This is a genomic window from Domibacillus tundrae, assembly GCF_000970675.1.
Taxonomy (GTDB): Bacteria; Bacillota; Bacilli; order Bacillales; family Domibacillaceae; genus Domibacillus; species Domibacillus tundrae.
Genome location: NZ_LAJA01000001.1, coordinates 137,834 through 157,030 on the forward strand (window position 1 = coordinate 137,834; position 19,197 = coordinate 157,030).

The window sequence follows — 19,197 nt, forward strand, 5'->3', positions numbered from 1 at the left end:
GATACAATCCCTGCTCCCCTTTTTTTGTCTGTTCCATTATGTCTGGCTGTGGGCGTTAGAGGCTCGGGGGCTGCAGGATGCAGGTCACGAAAGCGTTGCGACAGGACGTCGCGTTTTTAGCTTGTGTTCCGACTCTTGTGCCTGTCGCCTCTAAACAAACGCTCTCCGCTTTTCATTTGTGTCTAGCTGCAGCGGCTAGGCTCTAGGGCTAGAGGATGTAGGTCACGAAAGCATTGCGACAGGACGTCGCGCTTTTAGCTTTTGATCTGCCCCTTGTGCTTGTCGAGCCTGGGCAAGCCGCTTCCGCTTTTCAACTAACGATATGGAGGTCTTTTACATGAACAAGAAAACGATTAAAGATCTGGATTTGAAAGGGAAACGCGTTTTTTGCCGTGTTGATTTCAATGTGCCGATGAAAGATGGGGAAGTGACGGATGATACACGCATCCGCGCAGCACTTCCAACGATTCAATATTTGTCTGAGCAAGGCGCGAAAGTGATTTTAGCAAGCCACCTTGGCCGTCCAAAAGGCGAAGTAAATGAAGAAATGCGTTTGACAGCTGCGGGCAAGCGTTTAGAAAAACTGCTTGGCCAGTCGGTTACGAAAACAGATGAAGCCTATGGTGAAAGTGTTAAAGGTGCAATTGCCGAATTAAATGAAGGCGGCGTTCTTCTTCTTGAAAACGTTCGTTTTTATCCGGGCGAAGAAAAAAACGACGAAAAGCTTGCGAAAGAATTCGCGTCACTTGCTGATGTATATGTTAATGATGCATTCGGTGCAGCTCACCGTGCGCATGCATCAACAGAAGGGATTGCGAAGTTTCTTCCATCGGCATCCGGATTTTTAGTGCAAAAAGAATTGGATGTACTCGGTAAAGCATTGTCTAATCCGGAACGTCCTTTCACGGCCATTATCGGCGGTGCGAAAGTAAAAGATAAAATCGGTGTAATCGACCATCTTCTTGATAAAGTAGATAACTTAATCATTGGCGGCGGACTTGCGTACACATTTGTAAAAGCTCTTGGTCATGAAGTCGGTAAATCACTTCTTGAAGAAGATAAAATTGATCTTGCTAAGCAATTTATGAAAAAAGCCGAAGACAAAGGCGTTAAATTTTTAATGCCAGTTGATGTCACAGTAGCAGACGATTTTGGCGAGCATGCCAATACAAAAATTGTGCCAATCAATGAAATCCCGGCTGACTGGGAAGCACTTGATATTGGTCCGAAAACAATCGAATTGTACGCAGAAACAATTAAAAATTCGAAGCTTGTGATCTGGAATGGCCCAATGGGTGTATTTGAACTAGATAAGTTCGCAAACGGCACAAAAGGTGTCGCACAGGCACTGGCTGATTCAGGTGCATATTCTGTCATCGGCGGCGGCGATTCAGCGGCAGCTGTTGAGAAATTTAACCTGGCAGACAAAATGAGTCACATTTCGACTGGCGGCGGTGCAAGTCTTGAGTTTATGGAAGGCAAAGAACTTCCGGGCGTAACAGCACTGGACGACAAGTAATTTATAGAGTTGAAGGGAGATTTTTTCATGCGTAAACCAATTATTGCAGGAAACTGGAAAATGAATAAAACGCTTGGCGAAGCACTTGAATTCGCAAACGATGTAAAAGAAAGAGTACCATCTTCAGAGAAAGTCGACAGCGTAATCGGTGCACCGGCACTATTCCTTGGCCAGCTCGTTGAAGCGGCAAAAGGAACAGAATTGAAAATCAGCGCTCAAAATGCTCACTTTGAAGACAACGGTGCATTCACAGGCGAAACAAGCCCGAAATCATTGTCCGATCTTGGTGTAGAATATGTGATTATCGGTCATTCAGAACGCCGCGAATTATTTAACGAAACAGACGAGTCGGTTAACAAAAAAGCGAAAGCCATTTTCAATCATGGCATGACACCGATCATTTGCTGCGGTGAAACATTGGAACAGCGTGAAGCGGGCGAAACGAACGCATTCGTTGCCGGCCAAATTAAAGCGGCACTTGAAGGCTTGTCTGAAGAGCAGGTAAGCAATTCTGTTATCGCTTATGAGCCAATTTGGGCGATTGGAACAGGCAAATCGTCTTCATCAAACGATGCAAACGAAGTATGTGCAGAAATTCGTGAAACAGTTCGCGGTCTTTATTCAGACAAAGCAGCTGATTCTGTCCGTGTTCAATACGGCGGCAGCGTAAAACCTGAAAACATTGCAGAATACATGGCTCAGCCAGACATCGACGGTGCACTTGTCGGCGGCGCAAGCTTGGATGCAGCATCGTACCTTGCACTTTTGGAGGCTGTCAACAATGGCTAAAGGACCGGTTGCGCTCATTATTCTCGACGGGTTCGCCTGCCGGGCTGAAACGAGCGGAAATGCGGTCGCGCAGGCAAATAAGCCAAATTTCGACCGTTACTGGAATCAATTCCCGCATTCTCAGCTCATAGCAAGCGGGGAAGCAGTCGGTTTGCCAGACGGGCAGATGGGCAATTCGGAAGTCGGCCATATGAACATCGGCGCCGGCCGTATTGTGTATCAAAGCTTAACACGTATTAACATTGCGATTCGTGATGGTGAATTTTTTGATAACGAACAATTTTTAAAAGCTGCTGCTCACGCGAAAGCAAATGGAACGGCTTTGCACTTGTTCGGCCTGCTGTCGGATGGGGGCGTACATAGCCATATTGAGCATTTAAAAGCCTTGCTCCAATTTGCGAAGAATCAAGGTCTTGAAAAGGTATACGTTCACGCGTTTCTCGATGGACGTGATGTTGGACCGAAAACAGCAAAGAGCTACATTGAAGATGTGCAGGCAAAAATGGATGAGCTTGGTGTCGGACAGTTTGCGACAATTTCCGGACGCTACTATGCGATGGACCGCGACAACCGCTGGGACCGCGTTGAAAAAGCATACAGCGCAATTGCGCAAAACGACGCACCGAAGTTTCACGATCCGTTAGAAGCACTGGAAGCATCGTATGCAACCGGTGTGTATGATGAGTTTTTTGTTCCAACCGTTATTACGAATAAAGAAGGTCTTCCTGTTGCAAAAGTACAGGATAACGACGCGGTTATTTTCTTTAACTTCCGTCCGGACCGGGCCATTCAGTTGGCAAATGTCTTTACAAACGAAGACTTCATGGGATTTGATCGCGGCGAGTTCCGTCCGAAAAACTTGTTCTTCGTTTGCATGACACCTTATTCGGAAACAGTGAAAGGTGTCATCGCGTATAACAAAACAGATTTATCAAATACTGTCGGAGAAGTATTGGCTAACAACAACCTTCGTCAGCTCCGTATTGCAGAGACAGAGAAATACCCACATGTTACGTTCTTTATGAGCGGCGGACGTGAAGGAGAGTTTCCAGGTGAGAAACGCATTTTGGTCAACTCGCCGAAAGTAGCAACATATGATTTGCAGCCGGAAATGAGCGCATATGAAGTAACGGACGCGTTACTTGCGGAAATCGAAGGCGACAAGCAGGATGCAATCATCTTAAACTTTGCTAATCCGGACATGGTAGGCCATTCTGGAATGCTGGAACCGACCATTAAAGCGATTGAAACAGTTGATGAATGCCTCGGGCGGGTGGTAGACTTAATTTTGTCAAAAGGCGGAACAGCGATCATTACAGCCGATCATGGCAATGCTGATGAAGTCACAACAATTGAGGGAAATCCGATGACAGCTCATACGACAAACCCAGTACCAGTGATAGTCACAAAAGAGGGCGTAACACTGCGTGAGGGCGGTATTTTGGGCGACTTGGCACCGACGATTCTTGATCTATTGAACGTAGAACTGCCAGTTGAAATGACTGGAAAAACATTAATCCAACAATAAGGGAGAGACAAAACTATGCCAGTAATTACAGACATTTATGCACGCGAAGTACTTGATTCACGCGGAAATCCAACAATCGAAGTAGAGGTATATACAGAGTCCGGTGCATTCGGACGCGCAATGGTTCCATCAGGTGCTTCAACAGGCGAACATGAAGCAGTTGAGCTTCGTGATGGCGATAAAAGCCGCTATCTTGGCAAAGGTGTCGAGCAGGCTGTGAAAAATGTAAACGAAGTAATCGCACCGGAAATCGTTGGCAGCTTCGTTGTAACAGATCAAATCGGCATCGACAAAGAAATGATCGAGCTTGACGGTACAGAAAACAAAGGGAAACTCGGTGCAAACGCAATTCTTGGTGTGTCAATGGCTGTTGCACATGCAGCTGCAGATTACCACGGCGTCTACCTTTATGAATATCTTGGCGGTGTAAACGGCAAGCAGCTTCCAGTTCCAATGATGAACATTGTAAACGGCGGCGAGCATGCGGATAACAACGTTGATATTCAAGAATTCATGGTTATGCCTGTAGGTGCAGCTACATTCAAAGAAGCGCTTCGCATGGGAGCGGAAATTTTCCACAACTTGAAAGCAGTTCTTCAGGCAAAAGGCTTGAACACAGCAGTGGGTGACGAAGGCGGATTTGCACCAAACCTTGGTTCAAACGAAGAAGCTCTTCAAACAATTATCGAAGCAATTGAGCGTGCTGGCTACAAGCCAGGTGAAGAAGTGAAATTGGCAATGGATGCCGCATCTTCAGAGTTCTACAACAAAGAAGACGGCAAATACCATCTTTCAGGCGAAGGCGTTGTAAAAACTTCAGCTGAAATGGTTGACTGGTACGAAGAAATGGCTAACAAATACCCAATCATCTCAATTGAAGACGGTTTGGACGAAAACGACTGGGATGGCCACAAATTGTTGACAGAACGTCTTGGCGATCGTGTTCAGCTTGTTGGTGATGACTTGTTCGTTACAAACACAAAAAAATTGTCTGAAGGCATTAAAAACGGCGTAGGAAACTCAATCCTAATCAAAGTAAACCAAATCGGTACATTGACAGAAACCTTCGATGCGATCGAAATGGCAAAACGTGCAGGCTACACAGCGGTTATCTCTCACCGTTCAGGTGAAACAGAAGATGCAACAATTGCAGACATCGCAGTTGCAACAAACGCTGGACAAATCAAAACAGGTGCTCCGTCGCGTACGGACCGTGTGGCGAAATACAATCAGCTTCTTCGTATCGAAGACAATTTGGCTGAACTTGCACAATACCTTGGCAACGACACGTTCTACAACTTGAAAAAATAATGATGTATCTGAAGCCCGGCGGCCGCCGGGCTTTTTTTGCGCAGGCAGGAAAAGTATGTTATAATACAGTCATCTATATGTTCGTCTTTAATGGAGGTAAACCACATGTTGCATACAGTGCTTATCGTACTGCTCGTGATTGTGACGATTTCGCTTATTGCGGTCGTTTTGCTGCAATCTGGGAAAAGCACGGGACTTTCCGGCGCTATTTCCGGCGGTGCAGAGCAATTATTCGGGAAACAGAAAGCGCGCGGCATTGATCTTGTGCTGCACCGCATAACGGTCGTCTTGTCCGTATTGTTTTTCGTTTTAACTATTGCACTCTCTTATTTTGATTTGTAATAAAAAAGGCGATTCGGCTGAATCGCCTTTTTTTGTGCCTGTAAGGCTCTTAACAGAAAAAAGAAAGGATCGATCAACTTGAAATTAACACTGCCACAACCATTTACATTTGAAGCAGGAAAGCGGGCCGTGCTGCTTTTGCATGGCTTTACCGGAAATTCATCCGATGTGCGCATGATTGGGCGCTTTCTTGAGAAAAATGGATATACATCACATGCGCCTCACTATAAAGGGCATGCGGTTCCGCCGGAAGAATTGGTCAAAACTGGTCCTGAAGATTGGTGGAAAGATGTGCAGGACGGCTACAATCACCTCATCGATCTCGGCTATGAAGAAATTGCGGTATGCGGGTTGTCGCTTGGCGGTGTTTTTGGGCTGAAACTCGGTTATACTAAACCTGTAAAGGGTATTATTCCAATGTGTGCCCCCATGTCGATGAAAGACGAGCAGACGATGTACAACGGGGTAGTGGAATATGCGCGTGGATTTAAGAAATTTGAAGGGAAATCCGCTGATGTTATTGAAAAAGAAATAGAAGCGTTTAAACAAACACCGATGAATACGCTGCATGCGCTCCGCGACCTTGTACAGGATGTCCGCAGTCACATTGACCACATTTATGCGCCTGTATTTGTTGTTCAGGCACGCCAGGATCAAATGATTGACACGAACAGCGCCAACATTATTTTTGAAAATGTCGAAACAGATGAGAAACAATTGAAATGGTACGAACAATCCGGCCATGTCATTACACTTGATAAAGAAAAAGAGCAGCTGCACGCAGACATTCTCACATTTCTTGAACAGCTTGACTGGACGGTGTAACCTTGGCAAAAGGAGGCGGGTCATAATGGACCAGCACATAGAGAAAATCGTTGAACGATTATTGACGTATATGAAAGAAGAATCGTATAAGCCGATGACGGTACAGGAGCTTGAAGAAGTACTCGGCATTGAAGGATCAGAAGGATTCCGGGATTTTGTTAAGTCACTCGTCTACATGGAAGAACGCGGTCTTGTCGTCCGGACGCGGGCAAATCGGTACGGCCTGCCTGAAAAAATGAACCTTGTACGCGGAAAAATTTCCGGCCATGCAAAAGGTTTTGCGTTTTTGCTGCCGGATGAGAAGGACATGGACGACGTATTCATTCCGCCACATGAAACAAATGGCGCGCTGAATGGTGACGTTGCCCTTGTGCGTGTCACAAAAGAAGACGAAAGCGGAACGCGTCGTGAAGGCACGGTCGTCCGTATATTAGAACGCGGTCAAACAGAGGTGGTCGGCACGTTTGTCGATAAAAAAAGCTTTGGTTTTGTGGAAACGGACGACAAAAAATTTACAGCCGATATTTTTATTCCGATAGAAAAAACAGCCGGCGCGATCGACGGGCATAAAGTGGTTGTCCACATTACGCGCTGGCCGGAAGGAAGACAGGCAGCGGAAGGCGAAGTAAAAGAAATTATCGGGCATAAAAATGATCCCGGTGTCGACATTATGTCGATCATTTACAAGCATGGCCTGCCACAGGAGTTTCCGGATGATGTGCTTGAACAAGCCAACGCCGTGCCGGATCAAATCGATCCGAAAGACATTCAAAACCGCCGCGATCTTCGCGAGGAAGTAATCGTGACCATTGATGGTGCAGATGCAAAAGATTTGGATGATGCGGTAACAGTGACAAAGCTTGAAAATGGCAACTACAAGCTCGGTGTTCATATTGCCGACGTTAGCCATTACGTAACGGAAAACTCTCCGATTGACCGGGAAGCATATGAACGCGGCACGAGTGTTTATTTAGTTGACCGGGTAATTCCAATGATTCCACACCGTTTGTCAAATGGCATTTGTTCATTGAACCCAAAAGTGGATCGCTTAACACTGTCGTGTGAAATGGAAATTAATGGGTCGGGCGAAGTCGTCAGCCATGAAATTTTTGACAGTGTCATTCGGACAACGGAACGTATGACATATTCAGATATAAATAAAATTTTAAACGATAAAGATGAAGAATTGCGTGCGAAATACGAGCCGCTCGTGCCATTATTTGAACGAATGGAAGAGTTGGCAGCGGTTTTGCGTCAAAAACGGTTTGACCGGGGTGCGATTGATTTTGACTTCAAAGAAGCAAAAGTTATTGTCGACGAAGAAGGGCATCCAACTGATGTTGTTATTCGTGAACGTTCTGTTGGGGAAAAGCTCATCGAAGAATTTATGTTAGCGGCGAATGAAACGATTGCTGAGCATTTTCATAGGATGGATGTTCCATTTATTTATCGGATTCACGAAGACCCGAAAGAAGACAAATTGCAGCGCTTTTTTGAGTTTTTAACGAATTTCGGCTTGAACGTAAAGGGAACAGCGAATTCTGTTCACCCGCGGGCCTTACAGGAAATTATTGAAAATGTAAAAGACACACCGGAAGAAACAGTTATTTCAACTGTCATGCTTCGATCAATGCAGCAGGCGAAATATAACGCGGACAGCTTAGGTCATTTTGGTTTGGCTGCCGAGTTTTATACGCATTTTACCTCGCCAATCCGCCGGTACCCGGATTTAATCGTTCATAGACTGATCCGTACGTATTTGGTTAATGGGGATCTCACTCAGCCGACACAAGCAAAATGGGATGCGCGCCTTCCGGAAATCGCTGATCATACGTCAAGCATGGAGCGCCGTGCAGTCGAGGCGGAGCGGGATACAGACGAACTGAAAAAAGCGGAATATATGCTTGATAAAATTGGCGAAGAGTACGATGGTGTCATTAGCTCAGTGACAAACTTTGGGATGTTTGTTGCGCTTGAGAATACGATTGAAGGACTTGTCCACGTTTCATATCTGACGGATGATTATTACCGTTATGATGAACGGCATTTTGCGATGATTGGCGAACGGACCGGCAATGTATTCCGAATCGGTGATGAAATCACGGTGCGTGTCCGCGATGTCAATAAAGAAGAGCAGTCGGTTGATTTTGAAATTGTGGGCATGATAAAGCAGCGCCAGCGTCCAAAACGCATGGACGGAGCAGCCGAAAAAAAACCGCGCAGCCGCGGTAAAAAAGCACAATTGTTAAAAAAAGATGACACGCCGTCGAAAAAACCAGCACGTCCGGATATAAAAGGGGGCAGCGGCGAATGGTCAAACCAGCCGCAAAAGAAAAAGAAAAACCGAAAGTTTTACGAAGGAATTCCGAAGAAAAAGAAGCGCAAGTAAGAAAGTGAGGACCCACCAATGCCAAAAGGAGAAGGAAAAGTGCTCGCGCAAAATAAAAAAGCGCGCCACGATTACTTTATCGAAGAAACGTACGAAGCAGGCTTGGTGCTGTTAGGAACAGAAATTAAAGCAATCCGTGCGGGACGTGTGAATTTAAAAGATTCATTCGCCCGCATTCGGAACGGCGAACTATTTGTTCACAACATGCACATCAGCCCATACGAGCAAGGAAATATCCATAATCATGAACCGCTCCGCACGAGAAAGCTTCTTTTGCATCGGAAGCAAATTAATACACTCATCGGTGAAACAAAAGAAGCGGGCTATTCCATTGTTCCATTAAAGCTTTATTTAAAAGATGGCTATGCCAAGCTGTTGATCGGACTTGCGAGAGGGAAAAAGAAATATGACAAGCGTGAAGATCTGAAGCAAAAAGAAGCAAAACGCGATATGGATCGGGCTTTCCGTGATCGTCAAAAAGGTTGAGAAGCTAATCTATTTATGTTATAATAGATTCTGTCACAATGAAGCAATCTTGCTTCGAACGATACCTTCAAGCGATGTTCTGATGTAAAGAACAGCTTTTCCTAACGGGGACGTTACGGATTCGACAGGGGTAGTTCGAGCCTGGGCTGCGGGTCAGAGGGTCGGCTCTGTCAAAACGCACTTGCCTATAATAACTGGCAAACAACAAACACAACTACAAGCTGCCTAATTAACTTTAGGTTAGCCTGTGCTCCTCCCGCTGTTGTCCGTGCAGTCGGGTAAGGGGCCCACTTTCAGCGGACTACGCTCGATTCCTCCGTCTGGGGATGACAGAAGAGACTAATCAGACTGGCCGATCCAAACGCCTGCTGTGCGGCAGATGGACCGGCGAGACTCAAATAGCATAGCTACACCCGTAGACGCTCAGGTGCCGTTATCTTTGGACGCGGGTTCGACTCCCGCCGTCTCCATACATGTATGGAGCACACAAAAAAGCCTTGCAAATTTTGCAAGGCTTTTTGTATTTAGATAGAGCATTTCAAAGCCTATATTCAATCATTAAACCATGAATAAAAAGCCGGTATACAGCAGAAATCTCTGGCATGTATCAGCTTTCCGGAAAATGCCAATTAGCGGAAGGAAGTCATTGAAAAGAAATGGGCTGCATACATTTATAAAACAGTCCGCAAAGAACTTATTTGAAAAAGAAAACTAGAAATTTGCTTTATTGAATAATCATTCTTTTGCCTATTCCCTTGGTTAGAATATATGTTAGGGAAAAATACGATTTTTTGCCATCTATGCTGCATCAATTGAAACAATTTTAAAAAGAATTGAATAGCTGGGGGTGATTTGAATGAAAAAAATCATCATTATTGGTGCAGGGGGGCATGCAAGTGTTTTGATAGATGCAATCGAAAAAGAAAAGAAATATTCAATATATGGAATTATCGATCCAGTCCGTCCTGTTAATACAATTATTTATGGATACCGGGTCATTGGAACAGAAGGGGTGCTGCTGCAAATAAATAAGCACATTCACGGGGGGATCGCTGCGATCGAAGATAACTGGAGCCGGAAAAAAATGATTCAAACCATTCAGGCACTTGTCCCTAACTTTTCATTTATTTCATCTATTCACCCATCAGCGTATGTCAGCAGTGATGTCAAAATAGGAGATGGAACGATTGTTATGGCCGGAGCTGTCATTAATCGGAATACGATTATTGGAGAGCAATGTATTGTCAATACGAATTCCTCTGTTGATCATGACTGCATTTTGGGTGATTACGTCAGCATTGCACCGGGAGCAACACTTGGAAGGCAGGTAAAAATAGGCAACAGTGCGGTTATTTCGTTAGGTGCCAATGTCATTCACTCGATCCGCATTGGCGAACATACTATTATTGGAGCGGGCTCTACTGTCTTGAAAAACATAGACCCCTACAGTGTCGCATACGGGACACCCGCGAAAATAATCAGGTCCAGAAATCAAGAAGACAGCTACTTATTATGAGTAAAGAGAATGTCTGAAAAAAGCAAGGATAGGGAAAGTGGGAAAATTCTATTTGCCGCAAAGAAAAAGCAGCGCATCACCCACCGGTTCGATGACTAGAAATAAAATACTCATGAAGTTCGATGCTGGTTCACTTTATGGGAAAAATAATCAATCTGATAAGCGGGTACGATTTCTTTTAGAAGTTTCTTTATTTCATCATTTCTCTGTTCTGCTCCAGGCGAATAAACGAGGTTTTCCAGCTGGCGGATCCAAAACAGTATATCCATTTCAGTTAAATCAGCCGGTTTTGCCACATAAATAAGTTCATGTTTGGATGCCATATTGCCTTCTTCTGCTGTAAATAATTCTTCGTGCAATTTTTCTCCCGGGCGTATTCCTGTATAACAGATGTGAATGTCTTTATCCGGTGTCAGGCCGGACAGCGTAATTAAATTTCGGGCTAATTCACTGATTTTGACCGGCTTGCCCATATCGAGAATGAAAATTTCCCCACCCTTTGACAAAGCCCCTGCTTGAATGACAAGCTGCACAGCTTCTGGAATGGTCATAAAGTAGCGGGTCATATCAGGATGTGTGACCGTAACCGGCCCGCCGCCTTGTATTTGTTTTTTGAATAAAGGAATGACACTGCCCCTGCTTCCAAGCACATTCCCGAATCGTACGGCGACAAAGTTAGTATCGCTTTTTTGATTCAGGTTTTGAATGATCAGCTCTGCGATTCGTTTTGTTACACCCATGACGCTCGTCGGGTTCACCGCTTTGTCTGTTGAAATTTGAACGTACGTCTCAACATTGTATTGATGAGCACATTCTGCCAAATGTTTTGTGCCGAAGATGTTATTTTTAATTGCTTCGGTCGGGTTATGTTCCATTAAAGGCACGTGTTTATGGGCGGCAGCATGAAATACAACCTGAGGGCGGTGAACAGAGAAGATATGCTCCAGCCGATTTTTATCTTGAATATCGGCGATAAGTGCTTTAACAGAGAGGTTTGGACATAATTGTTCAAGCTCTTTTTCAATTGTATATATACTATTTTCTCCATGACCGAGCAGGAGCAATTGTTTTGGTTTAAAAGAAGAAATTTGCCTGCAGATTTCTGAACCGATTGAGCCGCCTGCTCCGGTAATTAAAACCGTTTTTTCTTGTACATAATGAGAAATACTGAGAACATCTAATTGAATAGGCGGCCGGCCGAGCAGATCTTCGACGTTTACTTCACGAATCATATTCAGCGTAATACGGCCGTTAATAATATCCGTGATCCGCGGCAGAATTTTCACATCTACATCGCTTTTTTGGCACGCTTTAACAATCTTGGTAATATCGCTTCCCGAAGCAGAAGGGACTGCAATGACAGTCATTTCTATATTGAATTTTTTAATGACTCTTTCAATGTCCCGGCTTGTGCCGGCGACAGGCATATTTCTGACATGAAGGCCCAGTTTTTCTGGATCATCATCGATAAAGGCCACGGGATACAGAGATGAATTAACAGATTTTTTTAGTTCTTTTACGACTAAAATACCTGCACTGCCGGCGCCGATAATTAATGTTCTTTTCCCTTTTTTATTGAGCATGCCCTTGTTTTCATTGATGGACCATAAAATAAGGCGTGAAAATAAGAAAGCGAACAATGTCACGGCCCACGTCATCAAAAGAAGAGAGTGGGGTAAGCTGACCATATTCCATTCAGAGAAAAGAAGGTGAAGGGTACCGGCTGTAATAAGCGTGAACACAAAACTTTTACTGATGACCTTCGTTTCACCCATACTAGCAAAACGCCATAAATGACGGTAGTGGCGGAACAAATGAAATCCGGCAATCAATGTGGTCCAAAACAGCAGGAAGATGTAAGTAATTTCATATAGGGTAATGTTTCCGTTGTTTTCATAAAAGATAAAGCAGGAGCTGATAACAGAAATAAATACGATCATGGAATCCATTAAAAGCGCTAGTGCATATATTTTGTTTCGACTCATAAAAAAACCCCCCTTCAATTCTTTTTATTTTCTTTACTGTATATGAATGCAGAGAAGGGAATGTGATGAAATTTCTAAAAAATGGGAATTAGCCTAGTGGAGAGAAGAAGAAACTGAAGTTAAAATAAGAGCGAAAACTTAATAAACGTAAAAAAGAACTTGCGGGGACGAGGCAAGTTCTTTTTTATAGGTGAATGATATTATTTTCTCATGTTGTTTTGAATGCCAAAGCGTGCATTCAGCTGTCCTTTGATCATGCTCCGCTTTAGTTTTTCCTGATCCGGCTTTTTCTTCATTTCCTGCCTGATTTCAAATGTTCGTACACCATCTTCCATCTGATTGGCGATATCCATTAACGTTTCCACATCACCAAAAGAATATTTTCTCGTTCCGCGCTGGGAACGATCAGGGAAAATGAGCTGTCGTTCTTCATAATAGCGGATTTGACGCTCGGATAGACCAGTCAGTTCGCTAACAACGCCGATCGTAATGACCTTTTTCGCTTTATAACTTTTTTCTTCTTCTGTCATAAGATCACCTCGAAATGGGATACATTCACTATTATATATTACTTCCGAAAAATATGTAACAAGTTTATGTTATGTTTTCTTACAATTAAACTTTTGTGTCAGATTATATAACATTTATCGTGACTACTTCTTTTATGTCTCCTATAATCAACACTATCAACAGCCACCAAGGAGGATGTTCAGATGACAAAAGAAAAAATCGTATTAATCGGAAATGGAATGGCAGGTGTCCGGTCTATTGAAGAATTGCTGAAAATTGATCCGAACCGCTTTCATATCACTATTTTCGGTGAAGAGCCTTATCCAAATTATAATCGTATTCAATTGTCCAAAGTTCTCCAAGGGGACACGACGATTTCTGATATTACATTAAATGACTGGAATTGGTATGAAGACCACAACATCCAGCTTTACCCGGGAGAAAAAATAACACGGGTGGATACGGAAAACAAATTGGTTCACATAACGAAAGAGCGCGCGGTTGCATACGACAAGCTTATTATCGCGACCGGCTCACTTCCATTTATCATTCCGGTGCCAGGCCACGAAAAAGAAGGCGTGACGGCATTCCGTGACATTAAAGACTGTGAAAAAATGATCAACACGTCGAAAGAATACAAAAAAGCGTCTGTCATCGGCGGCGGCCTTCTCGGCTTGGAAGCGGCGCGCGGCTTACTCAATTTGGGAATGGACGTCAATGTGATTCATCTTGCGGACTTTTTGATGGAGCGCCAGTTGGATGGAACAGCTGGAAAAATGCTTCAAAAAGAACTGGAAAAGCAGGGTATGACGTTTTTAATGAATAAGCAGACAGCGGAAATTCTAGGAGAAGATCGGGTAGAAGGCATCAGGTTTGGAGATGGGGAGCAAATTGAAACGGATCTTGTCGTCATGGCCGCGGGTATTCGGCCGAATACTTCCCTTGCAAAAGAGAGCGGCATTGCTGTCAACCGGGGGATTCTCGTCAATGATTATATGGAAACAAACACCCCGGACGTTTATGCGGTCGGCGAATGTGCGGAACACCGCGGAGTCGTTTATGGATTAGTCGCCCCGCTTTATGAGCAAGGAAAAGCAATGGCCGCACATATTTGCAATGAGCCGGCAGCTGGATACGAAGGCTCTGTCTTATCCACTCAATTAAAAGTGTCAGGCGTTGACGTGTTCTCGGTTGGTGAAATCGTGGAAGACGAAGAAACGAAAACAATCAAAATGTTTGATGACTGGAAAGGCATGTATAAAAAGGTTTTAATCCGTGACGGGAAAATGGCCGGAGCTGTTCTGTTTGGCGATACGAGCGAAGGAAACAAGCTGCTTCGCCTTATTAACAAAAAAGCGGATGTAGAGGAATACATCGGGGCGGCGGAAGAAGCGGCCGGCGGCACAAGTCTGGTCGCGTCCATGGATGACAGCGAACTGATCTGCGGCTGTAACGGTGTGTCCAAAGGCGACATTGTCTGCGCCATTAAAGAAAATGGCTTAACGACTGCGGATGAAGTAAAAGGCTGCACAAGTGCGTCGCGTTCATGCGGCGGCTGTAAACCGCTTGTGGTCGATCTTCTTGCCCATACACTTGGCGATGGGTTTGACACCTCCACTCAAAAAGAAGCCATCTGCGGCTGTACGATACTTTCACGCGATGAAGTCGTGGAAGCAATTCGGGAAAAAGGCTTGTCGCATACACATGAAGTGATGAATGTGCTCGGCTGGAACACAGACGGCGGCTGCTCGAAATGCCGTCCGGCGCTGAACTACTACCTCGGCATGATTAAGCCGACAGAATATGAAGACGAAAAAGAATCCCGCTTTGTCAATGAGCGCATGCATGGCAACATTCAAAAAGACGGCACGTATTCGGTTGTGCCACGGATGTATGGCGGTGTCACCTCAGCGGAGGACCTGCGGAAAATTGCCGATGTCGCCGATAAATACAGCGTGCCGCTGATTAAGGTAACTGGCGGCCAGCGGATTGATTTGTTCGGGGTGAAAAAAGAAGACCTGCCGGGCATGTGGGCGGACCTGGATATGCCATCCGGCTACGCATACGGGAAAACACTCCGGACTGTAAAAACATGTGTCGGCGAAAGCTTCTGCCGATTCGGCACCCAGGATTCCATGAGTTTGGGTGTCCGGATGGAAAAGAAATTTGAGCGCATTGGCACGCCGCATAAATTTAAAATGGCGGTTTCCGCCTGCCCGCGCAACTGTGCAGAATCGGGCATCAAGGATCTCGGTGTTGTTGGTGTGGACGGCGGCTGGGAACTTTATGTCGGCGGTAACGGCGGCACGCATTTACGAGCGGCTGACTTATTCTGTAAGGTCAAAACCGATGAAGAAGTGATGGAAATGATTGGCGCATTCATGCAATATTACCGAGAGGATGCCGTTTATCTCGAACGGACATCGGTTTGGGTAGAGCGTGTCGGGCTGGATCACATTAAAGAAGTGCTGGCTGATAAAGCGACACGGGACGCACTAAATGCCCGGATTGATGAGGCATTGTCTGTCACGAAAGAGCCATGGAAAGAAGTTATTGACAGCGAAAAAACACGCAAAGAATTATATGAAACTGAACTCGTCAGCGCGACAAAATAAAAGGGGGCCGTGAACATGGAAAAAGTAATGGAAAAGGTGCGGATCGCCTCGATTCAGGATCTGCCGGAGAAAATGGGCAAAACCATCCGGGTGGGCGAACTGGAATTGGCCGTTTTTAAGCTGGGAAATGGAAAGGTGACGGCGATTGAAAACCGATGCCCGCATAAAGGCGGGGTGCTCGCAGAAGGCATTGTGAGCGGCGAGCACGTCTTCTGCCCGATGCACGACTGGAAAATCTGCACGACCGACGGCCAGGTGCAGGCCCCGGATGTCGGCTGTGTCTCAACGTATAAAGCGGTAGTTGAAAATGACGACGTGTTTCTATTGATCTAAAAAGGAGGCGGACCAAGATGGGGGCTGTATATATTGTAGGAGCAGGACCGGGCGACCCGGAACTGATTACGGTAAAAGCACTGAAAGCGATCCAGAAAGCGGATGTGATTTTATACGACCGACTGGTCAATAAAGAGCTGCTGGATGAAGCGAAGCCATCGGCCGTCCGCGTCTTTTGCGGCAAGTTTCCCGGCAATCATGTGATGACACAGGATCGGATCAACAGCCTGCTTGTTAAATTCGCCTCAAAGGGGAAATGTGTCGTTCGGCTGAAAGGCGGCGATCCCTTCGTATTTGGCCGCGGTGGTGAAGAAGCCGCCTATGTGAAGGGGTTTGGGATTCCAGTTCAGGTCATTCCCGGCATTACAGCGGGGATCGCCGCACCGGCCTATGCGGATATCCCGATTACGCACCGTGAATACGGCAACTCATTTGCGGTCGTCACCGGCCACCAAATGGACGGCAAACAAGAAACCGACTGGGCGCAATTGGCAACCGCTGTCGACACGATTGTCATTTATATGGGCATGAAGAATCTAGCCGGCATTGCGGAGGCCCTCATACAGCATGGCCGGAGCGGTGCAACGATGGCAGCGGTTATTGAACAGGGTACAACCTCTGCACAGCGTGTCGTGACTGCACCGATCAGCCACATTGCAGAAGAAGCCCGGAAGCAGAAAGTAGGAAATCCAGCGGTCATCGTAGTCGGAGATGTGGTCAATTGCCGCAGGCAGCTGCAGCATGAAATGGCTGCTGCTGCATATTAAAAAGTAAATCCGTTGACTCGCCATTGTTTGTGCTGTACCATTATCTTTAATTCGAGATAACGAGCCGAGAAGGGTGGAGGCAACGTGAAATATCTATTTCAAAAGGGATCAAATAGCCGTGTGCTGCTTTTGCTGCACGGAACGGGTGGAACGGAGCAAGACTTACTGCCGCTTGCCGAAATGATTGACCCGAATGCATCTGTTTTGAGTGTCAGAGGAAATGTACTTGAAAATGGCATGCCGCGGTTTTTCAGACGGCTGGCGGAAGGTGTATTTGATGAAGAGGATTTAGTTTTCCGAACGAATGAATTAAATGAATTTTTACATGATGCAGCGAGCGAGCATGGTTTCGATCGGAATGAAGTGATCGCAATCGGCTACTCGAACGGTGCTAACATAGCGGCAAGCCTGTTGTTTCATTATGAGAATGCACTAAAAGGCGCAATTCTGCATCATCCGATGGTGCCGAGACGCGGTATTAAACTGCCGGATCTGCAAGGCGTGCCGGTTTTTATCACTGCTGGAAAAAATGACCCAATTTGTCCTGCTACGGAAACGGACGATTTAAAGCAGCTGCTGGACGGCGCCGGTGCCAAAGTGGATGTTCATTGGGAAATGAATGGCCATATGCTGACAGGCACGGAAGTTCAGGCAGCCGCTGAATGGTATAAACAGACACTATCTTAATAAAAACCAGAGAGAAGCATGCCTTCTTTCTGGTTTTTTTATTGAATTATCGTGTTTTGACAGTGAAAAGGGAATGTGAAATAGTAGAATTGTCATAAATAAAAAGAGGTGGCTTATGATTCAAGTGAAAGCAAAACGCATAGTGGACGGGCAAGGGCGGGTCGTATTGCCGAAAGCGGTGCGTAAAAAGCTGGACATTCAACCGGAGGATCGTGTGATAGTGAAAGTAAAACAAGATGAAATTGTCATTAAAAAACACGTAGACCAAGTAGAAGAAGAGAAGGTTTGCTATGTCACAGGGGTCGCCTCGGCAGAGTGCCAGCCATTTAGCGGCGGCATTGAATTAAGTAAAGAAGCAGCGCTCCTTCTTTTGGAAGAAATGAAGTCTAAACAGTAAACAATTGGCGTATAGTTAAAAGTATGCTAATTTAAAGAGTGGAAATCGAATGAAGGAGAACTAAAATGGATTTTATCACTCTACTAAAAGCAGTTATTCTTGGCCTTGTTGAAGGGCTTACGGAATTTGCTCCGGTCTCGTCCACGGGACACATGATTATTGTCGATGAGATGTGGCTGCAATCACATCAGTTTTTGGGAAAATATGCGGCTAATACGTTTAAAATTGTCATTCAACTCGGATCGATTTTAGCTGTTGTCGTAATGTTTCGAAACCGATTTATTGATTTACTGGGTTTGAAAAAAGAAACACGCGGGCAGGAGGGGCGTCTTCGGCTGACACACGTTCTTGTTGGCTTGCTGCCAGCTGGAATACTAGGTGTTTTGTTTGAAGATTTTATTGATGAACATTTGTTTTCAACAGAAACGGTATTGATTGGTCTTGTTATCGGCGGGTTTTGGATGATTGCTGCTGATTTGCTCGGACGGAATAAACGGACAGTGGAGACAGTTGATCAAATTACATACAAACAGGCCCTTACTGTCGGGATCATTCAATGCCTATCGCTTTGGCCGGGCTTTTCACGATCTGGTGCTACGATCTCAGGCGGTGTTATGCTTGGCATGAGCCACCGGGCAGCGGCGGACTTTACCTTTATTATGGCTGTCCCGATTATGGCTGGAGCCAGTTTCATTTCACTGTTGAAAAATTGGCAGTATTTTACGATGGACGCACTGCCGTTTTTTGTTATTGGCTTTATCAGCGCATTCATTTTTGCGCTTATCTCGATTAAATTTTTCTTGAAACTTATTAACCGTGTAAAACTGATTCCATTCGCCATTTATCGAATTGTGCTGGCGGCGGTCATTTATTTTATCTTTCTTTAAACGGAGACACTTGTCTCCGTTTTTTTATGTGGAATAATTAACTATGCTTGTATAATGCGAGAAAATCGAAAGAAGTGGTATGATAGGTTTCATTACGCAGAAGACGTGAACAGCAGAAGAAGCAGCGAAGCGGATTGGCGGAGGGCTGCAAAAAGAAAAACTCGGCGTTCTTTGATTTTTCGACGTCAAAAAAATTAAATGAAAAGGGCTCGATTCCGATCAATCATATAAGATTTTAGAGGTGTACAATCCTGCGGAAGAGAAAAAGGTATTATATAAGTTGACCTTATCACTTTTCCTTCTGCTTTTGT

17 protein-coding genes and 1 other RNA gene are annotated in these 19,197 nt (G+C 45.1%); 16 read left to right on the forward strand and 2 right to left on the reverse strand.

Annotated elements, in window-relative coordinates:
* Positions 1-337 precede the first annotated feature (337 nt).
* From VQ00_RS00670 to VQ00_RS00710, 10 genes are all read left to right on the forward strand, one after another.
* The gene (locus VQ00_RS00670) at positions 338-1,519 is read left to right on the forward strand and encodes a phosphoglycerate kinase (RefSeq protein ID WP_046178215.1); all 1,182 of its coding nucleotides are present in this window, start codon (positions 338-340) and stop codon (positions 1,517-1,519) included.
* A gap of 27 nt (positions 1,520-1,546) precedes the next feature.
* A complete protein-coding gene (gene tpiA, locus VQ00_RS00675) occupies positions 1,547-2,308 on the forward strand; it encodes a triose-phosphate isomerase (RefSeq protein WP_046178216.1) in 762 nt (253 codons plus the stop codon).
* The gene (gene gpmI / locus VQ00_RS00680) at positions 2,301-3,836 is read left to right on the forward strand and encodes a 2,3-bisphosphoglycerate-independent phosphoglycerate mutase (RefSeq protein ID WP_046178217.1); all 1,536 of its coding nucleotides are present in this window, start codon (positions 2,301-2,303) and stop codon (positions 3,834-3,836) included. Before tpiA ends, gpmI begins: the two co-directional genes overlap by 8 nt.
* Positions 3,837-3,851: 15 nt before the next feature.
* Positions 3,852-5,147, forward strand: a complete 1,296-nt coding sequence (eno, locus tag VQ00_RS00685) for a phosphopyruvate hydratase (protein WP_046178218.1) — start codon at positions 3,852-3,854, stop codon at positions 5,145-5,147.
* A 105-nt stretch (positions 5,148-5,252) separates the two neighbouring features.
* The gene (gene secG / locus VQ00_RS00690) at positions 5,253-5,489 is read left to right on the forward strand and encodes a preprotein translocase subunit SecG (protein WP_375143337.1); all 237 of its coding nucleotides are present in this window, start codon (positions 5,253-5,255) and stop codon (positions 5,487-5,489) included.
* 78 nt (positions 5,490-5,567) lie between these two features.
* Entirely contained in the window at positions 5,568-6,314 is a 747-nt protein-coding gene (locus tag VQ00_RS00695; protein WP_046178219.1) for an alpha/beta hydrolase, read from the forward strand.
* A 25-nt stretch (positions 6,315-6,339) separates the two neighbouring features.
* The gene (gene rnr, locus VQ00_RS00700; protein WP_046178220.1) at positions 6,340-8,703 is read left to right on the forward strand and encodes a ribonuclease R; all 2,364 of its coding nucleotides are present in this window, start codon (positions 6,340-6,342) and stop codon (positions 8,701-8,703) included.
* Positions 8,704-8,721: 18 nt separating this feature from the next.
* Positions 8,722-9,189, forward strand: coding sequence for an SsrA-binding protein SmpB (smpB, locus tag VQ00_RS00705; protein WP_046178221.1), 468 nt, complete (start codon positions 8,722-8,724; stop codon positions 9,187-9,189).
* A 106-nt stretch (positions 9,190-9,295) separates the two neighbouring features.
* Positions 9,296-9,662, forward strand: a transfer-messenger RNA (tmRNA) gene (gene ssrA / locus VQ00_RS17890).
* A gap of 383 nt (positions 9,663-10,045) precedes the next feature.
* The gene (locus tag VQ00_RS00710) at positions 10,046-10,705 is read left to right on the forward strand and encodes an acetyltransferase (RefSeq protein WP_046178222.1); all 660 of its coding nucleotides are present in this window, start codon (positions 10,046-10,048) and stop codon (positions 10,703-10,705) included.
* 110 nt (positions 10,706-10,815) lie between these two features.
* Here the strand turns inward: VQ00_RS00710 and VQ00_RS00715 are convergent, their stop codons facing one another.
* Both VQ00_RS00715 and VQ00_RS00720 read right to left on the reverse strand, forming a co-directional pair.
* Positions 10,816-12,690, reverse strand: coding sequence for a nucleoside-diphosphate sugar epimerase/dehydratase (locus VQ00_RS00715; protein WP_046178223.1), 1,875 nt, complete (start codon positions 12,688-12,690; stop codon positions 10,816-10,818).
* Between the two features lie 200 nt (positions 12,691-12,890).
* Positions 12,891-13,220: a MerR family transcriptional regulator gene (locus VQ00_RS00720; RefSeq protein ID WP_046178224.1), complete on the reverse strand. Its 330-nt coding sequence runs from the start codon at positions 13,218-13,220 to the stop codon at positions 12,891-12,893.
* 183 nt (positions 13,221-13,403) lie between these two features.
* On the opposite strand from VQ00_RS00720, the gene nirB reads away from it, so the two are divergent.
* The 6 genes from nirB (at position 13,404) to VQ00_RS00750 (ending at position 18,886) form a co-directional block, all read left to right on the forward strand.
* Positions 13,404-15,815, forward strand: coding sequence for a nitrite reductase large subunit NirB (nirB, locus tag VQ00_RS00725; RefSeq protein WP_046178225.1), 2,412 nt, complete (start codon positions 13,404-13,406; stop codon positions 15,813-15,815).
* Positions 15,816-15,830: 15 nt separating this feature from the next.
* Positions 15,831-16,148, forward strand: coding sequence for a nitrite reductase small subunit NirD (gene nirD, locus VQ00_RS00730; protein ID WP_046178226.1), 318 nt, complete (start codon positions 15,831-15,833; stop codon positions 16,146-16,148).
* Positions 16,149-16,165: 17 nt separating this feature from the next.
* A complete protein-coding gene (cobA, locus tag VQ00_RS00735) occupies positions 16,166-16,915 on the forward strand; it encodes a uroporphyrinogen-III C-methyltransferase (protein WP_046178227.1) in 750 nt (249 codons plus the stop codon).
* An 84-nt stretch (positions 16,916-16,999) separates the two neighbouring features.
* A complete protein-coding gene (locus VQ00_RS00740) occupies positions 17,000-17,602 on the forward strand; it encodes an alpha/beta hydrolase (RefSeq protein WP_046178228.1) in 603 nt (200 codons plus the stop codon).
* A gap of 115 nt (positions 17,603-17,717) precedes the next feature.
* Positions 17,718-17,999 carry an AbrB/MazE/SpoVT family DNA-binding domain-containing protein gene (locus tag VQ00_RS00745; protein ID WP_046178229.1) on the forward strand — a complete coding sequence of 94 codons (282 nt, stop codon included), beginning with the start codon at positions 17,718-17,720 and terminating at the stop codon, positions 17,997-17,999.
* A 65-nt stretch (positions 18,000-18,064) separates the two neighbouring features.
* Positions 18,065-18,886, forward strand: a complete 822-nt coding sequence (locus VQ00_RS00750; RefSeq protein ID WP_046178230.1) for an undecaprenyl-diphosphate phosphatase — start codon at positions 18,065-18,067, stop codon at positions 18,884-18,886.
* The last annotated feature ends 311 nt before the right edge of the window (positions 18,887-19,197 follow it).

What these genes read in the sequence shown, in the direction of transcription:
- VQ00_RS00745 (WP_046178229.1), top strand. Translation starts at nt 17,718, where the DNA reads ATGATTCAAGTGAAAGCAAAACGCATAGTGGACGGGCAAGGGCGGGTC.
- VQ00_RS00750 (WP_046178230.1), top strand. Translation starts at nt 18,065, where the DNA reads ATGGATTTTATCACTCTACTAAAAGCAGTTATTCTTGGCCTTGTTGAA.
- gpmI (WP_046178217.1), top strand. Translation starts at nt 2,301, where the DNA reads ATGGCTAAAGGACCGGTTGCGCTCATTATTCTCGACGGGTTCGCCTGC.
- secG (WP_375143337.1), top strand. Translation starts at nt 5,253, where the DNA reads ATGTTGCATACAGTGCTTATCGTACTGCTCGTGATTGTGACGATTTCG.
- eno (WP_046178218.1), top strand. Translation starts at nt 3,852, where the DNA reads ATGCCAGTAATTACAGACATTTATGCACGCGAAGTACTTGATTCACGC.
- nirB (WP_046178225.1), top strand. Translation starts at nt 13,404, where the DNA reads ATGACAAAAGAAAAAATCGTATTAATCGGAAATGGAATGGCAGGTGTC.
- VQ00_RS00670 (WP_046178215.1), top strand. Translation starts at nt 338, where the DNA reads ATGAACAAGAAAACGATTAAAGATCTGGATTTGAAAGGGAAACGCGTT.
- smpB (WP_046178221.1), top strand. Translation starts at nt 8,722, where the DNA reads ATGCCAAAAGGAGAAGGAAAAGTGCTCGCGCAAAATAAAAAAGCGCGC.
- VQ00_RS00710 (WP_046178222.1), top strand. Translation starts at nt 10,046, where the DNA reads ATGAAAAAAATCATCATTATTGGTGCAGGGGGGCATGCAAGTGTTTTG.
- VQ00_RS00720 (WP_046178224.1), bottom strand. Translation starts at nt 13,220, where the DNA reads ATGACAGAAGAAGAAAAAAGTTATAAAGCGAAAAAGGTCATTACGATC.
- cobA (WP_046178227.1), top strand. Translation starts at nt 16,166, where the DNA reads ATGGGGGCTGTATATATTGTAGGAGCAGGACCGGGCGACCCGGAACTG.
- rnr (WP_046178220.1), top strand. Translation starts at nt 6,340, where the DNA reads ATGGACCAGCACATAGAGAAAATCGTTGAACGATTATTGACGTATATG.
- nirD (WP_046178226.1), top strand. Translation starts at nt 15,831, where the DNA reads ATGGAAAAAGTAATGGAAAAGGTGCGGATCGCCTCGATTCAGGATCTG.
- VQ00_RS00715 (WP_046178223.1), bottom strand. Translation starts at nt 12,690, where the DNA reads ATGAGTCGAAACAAAATATATGCACTAGCGCTTTTAATGGATTCCATG.
- tpiA (WP_046178216.1), top strand. Translation starts at nt 1,547, where the DNA reads ATGCGTAAACCAATTATTGCAGGAAACTGGAAAATGAATAAAACGCTT.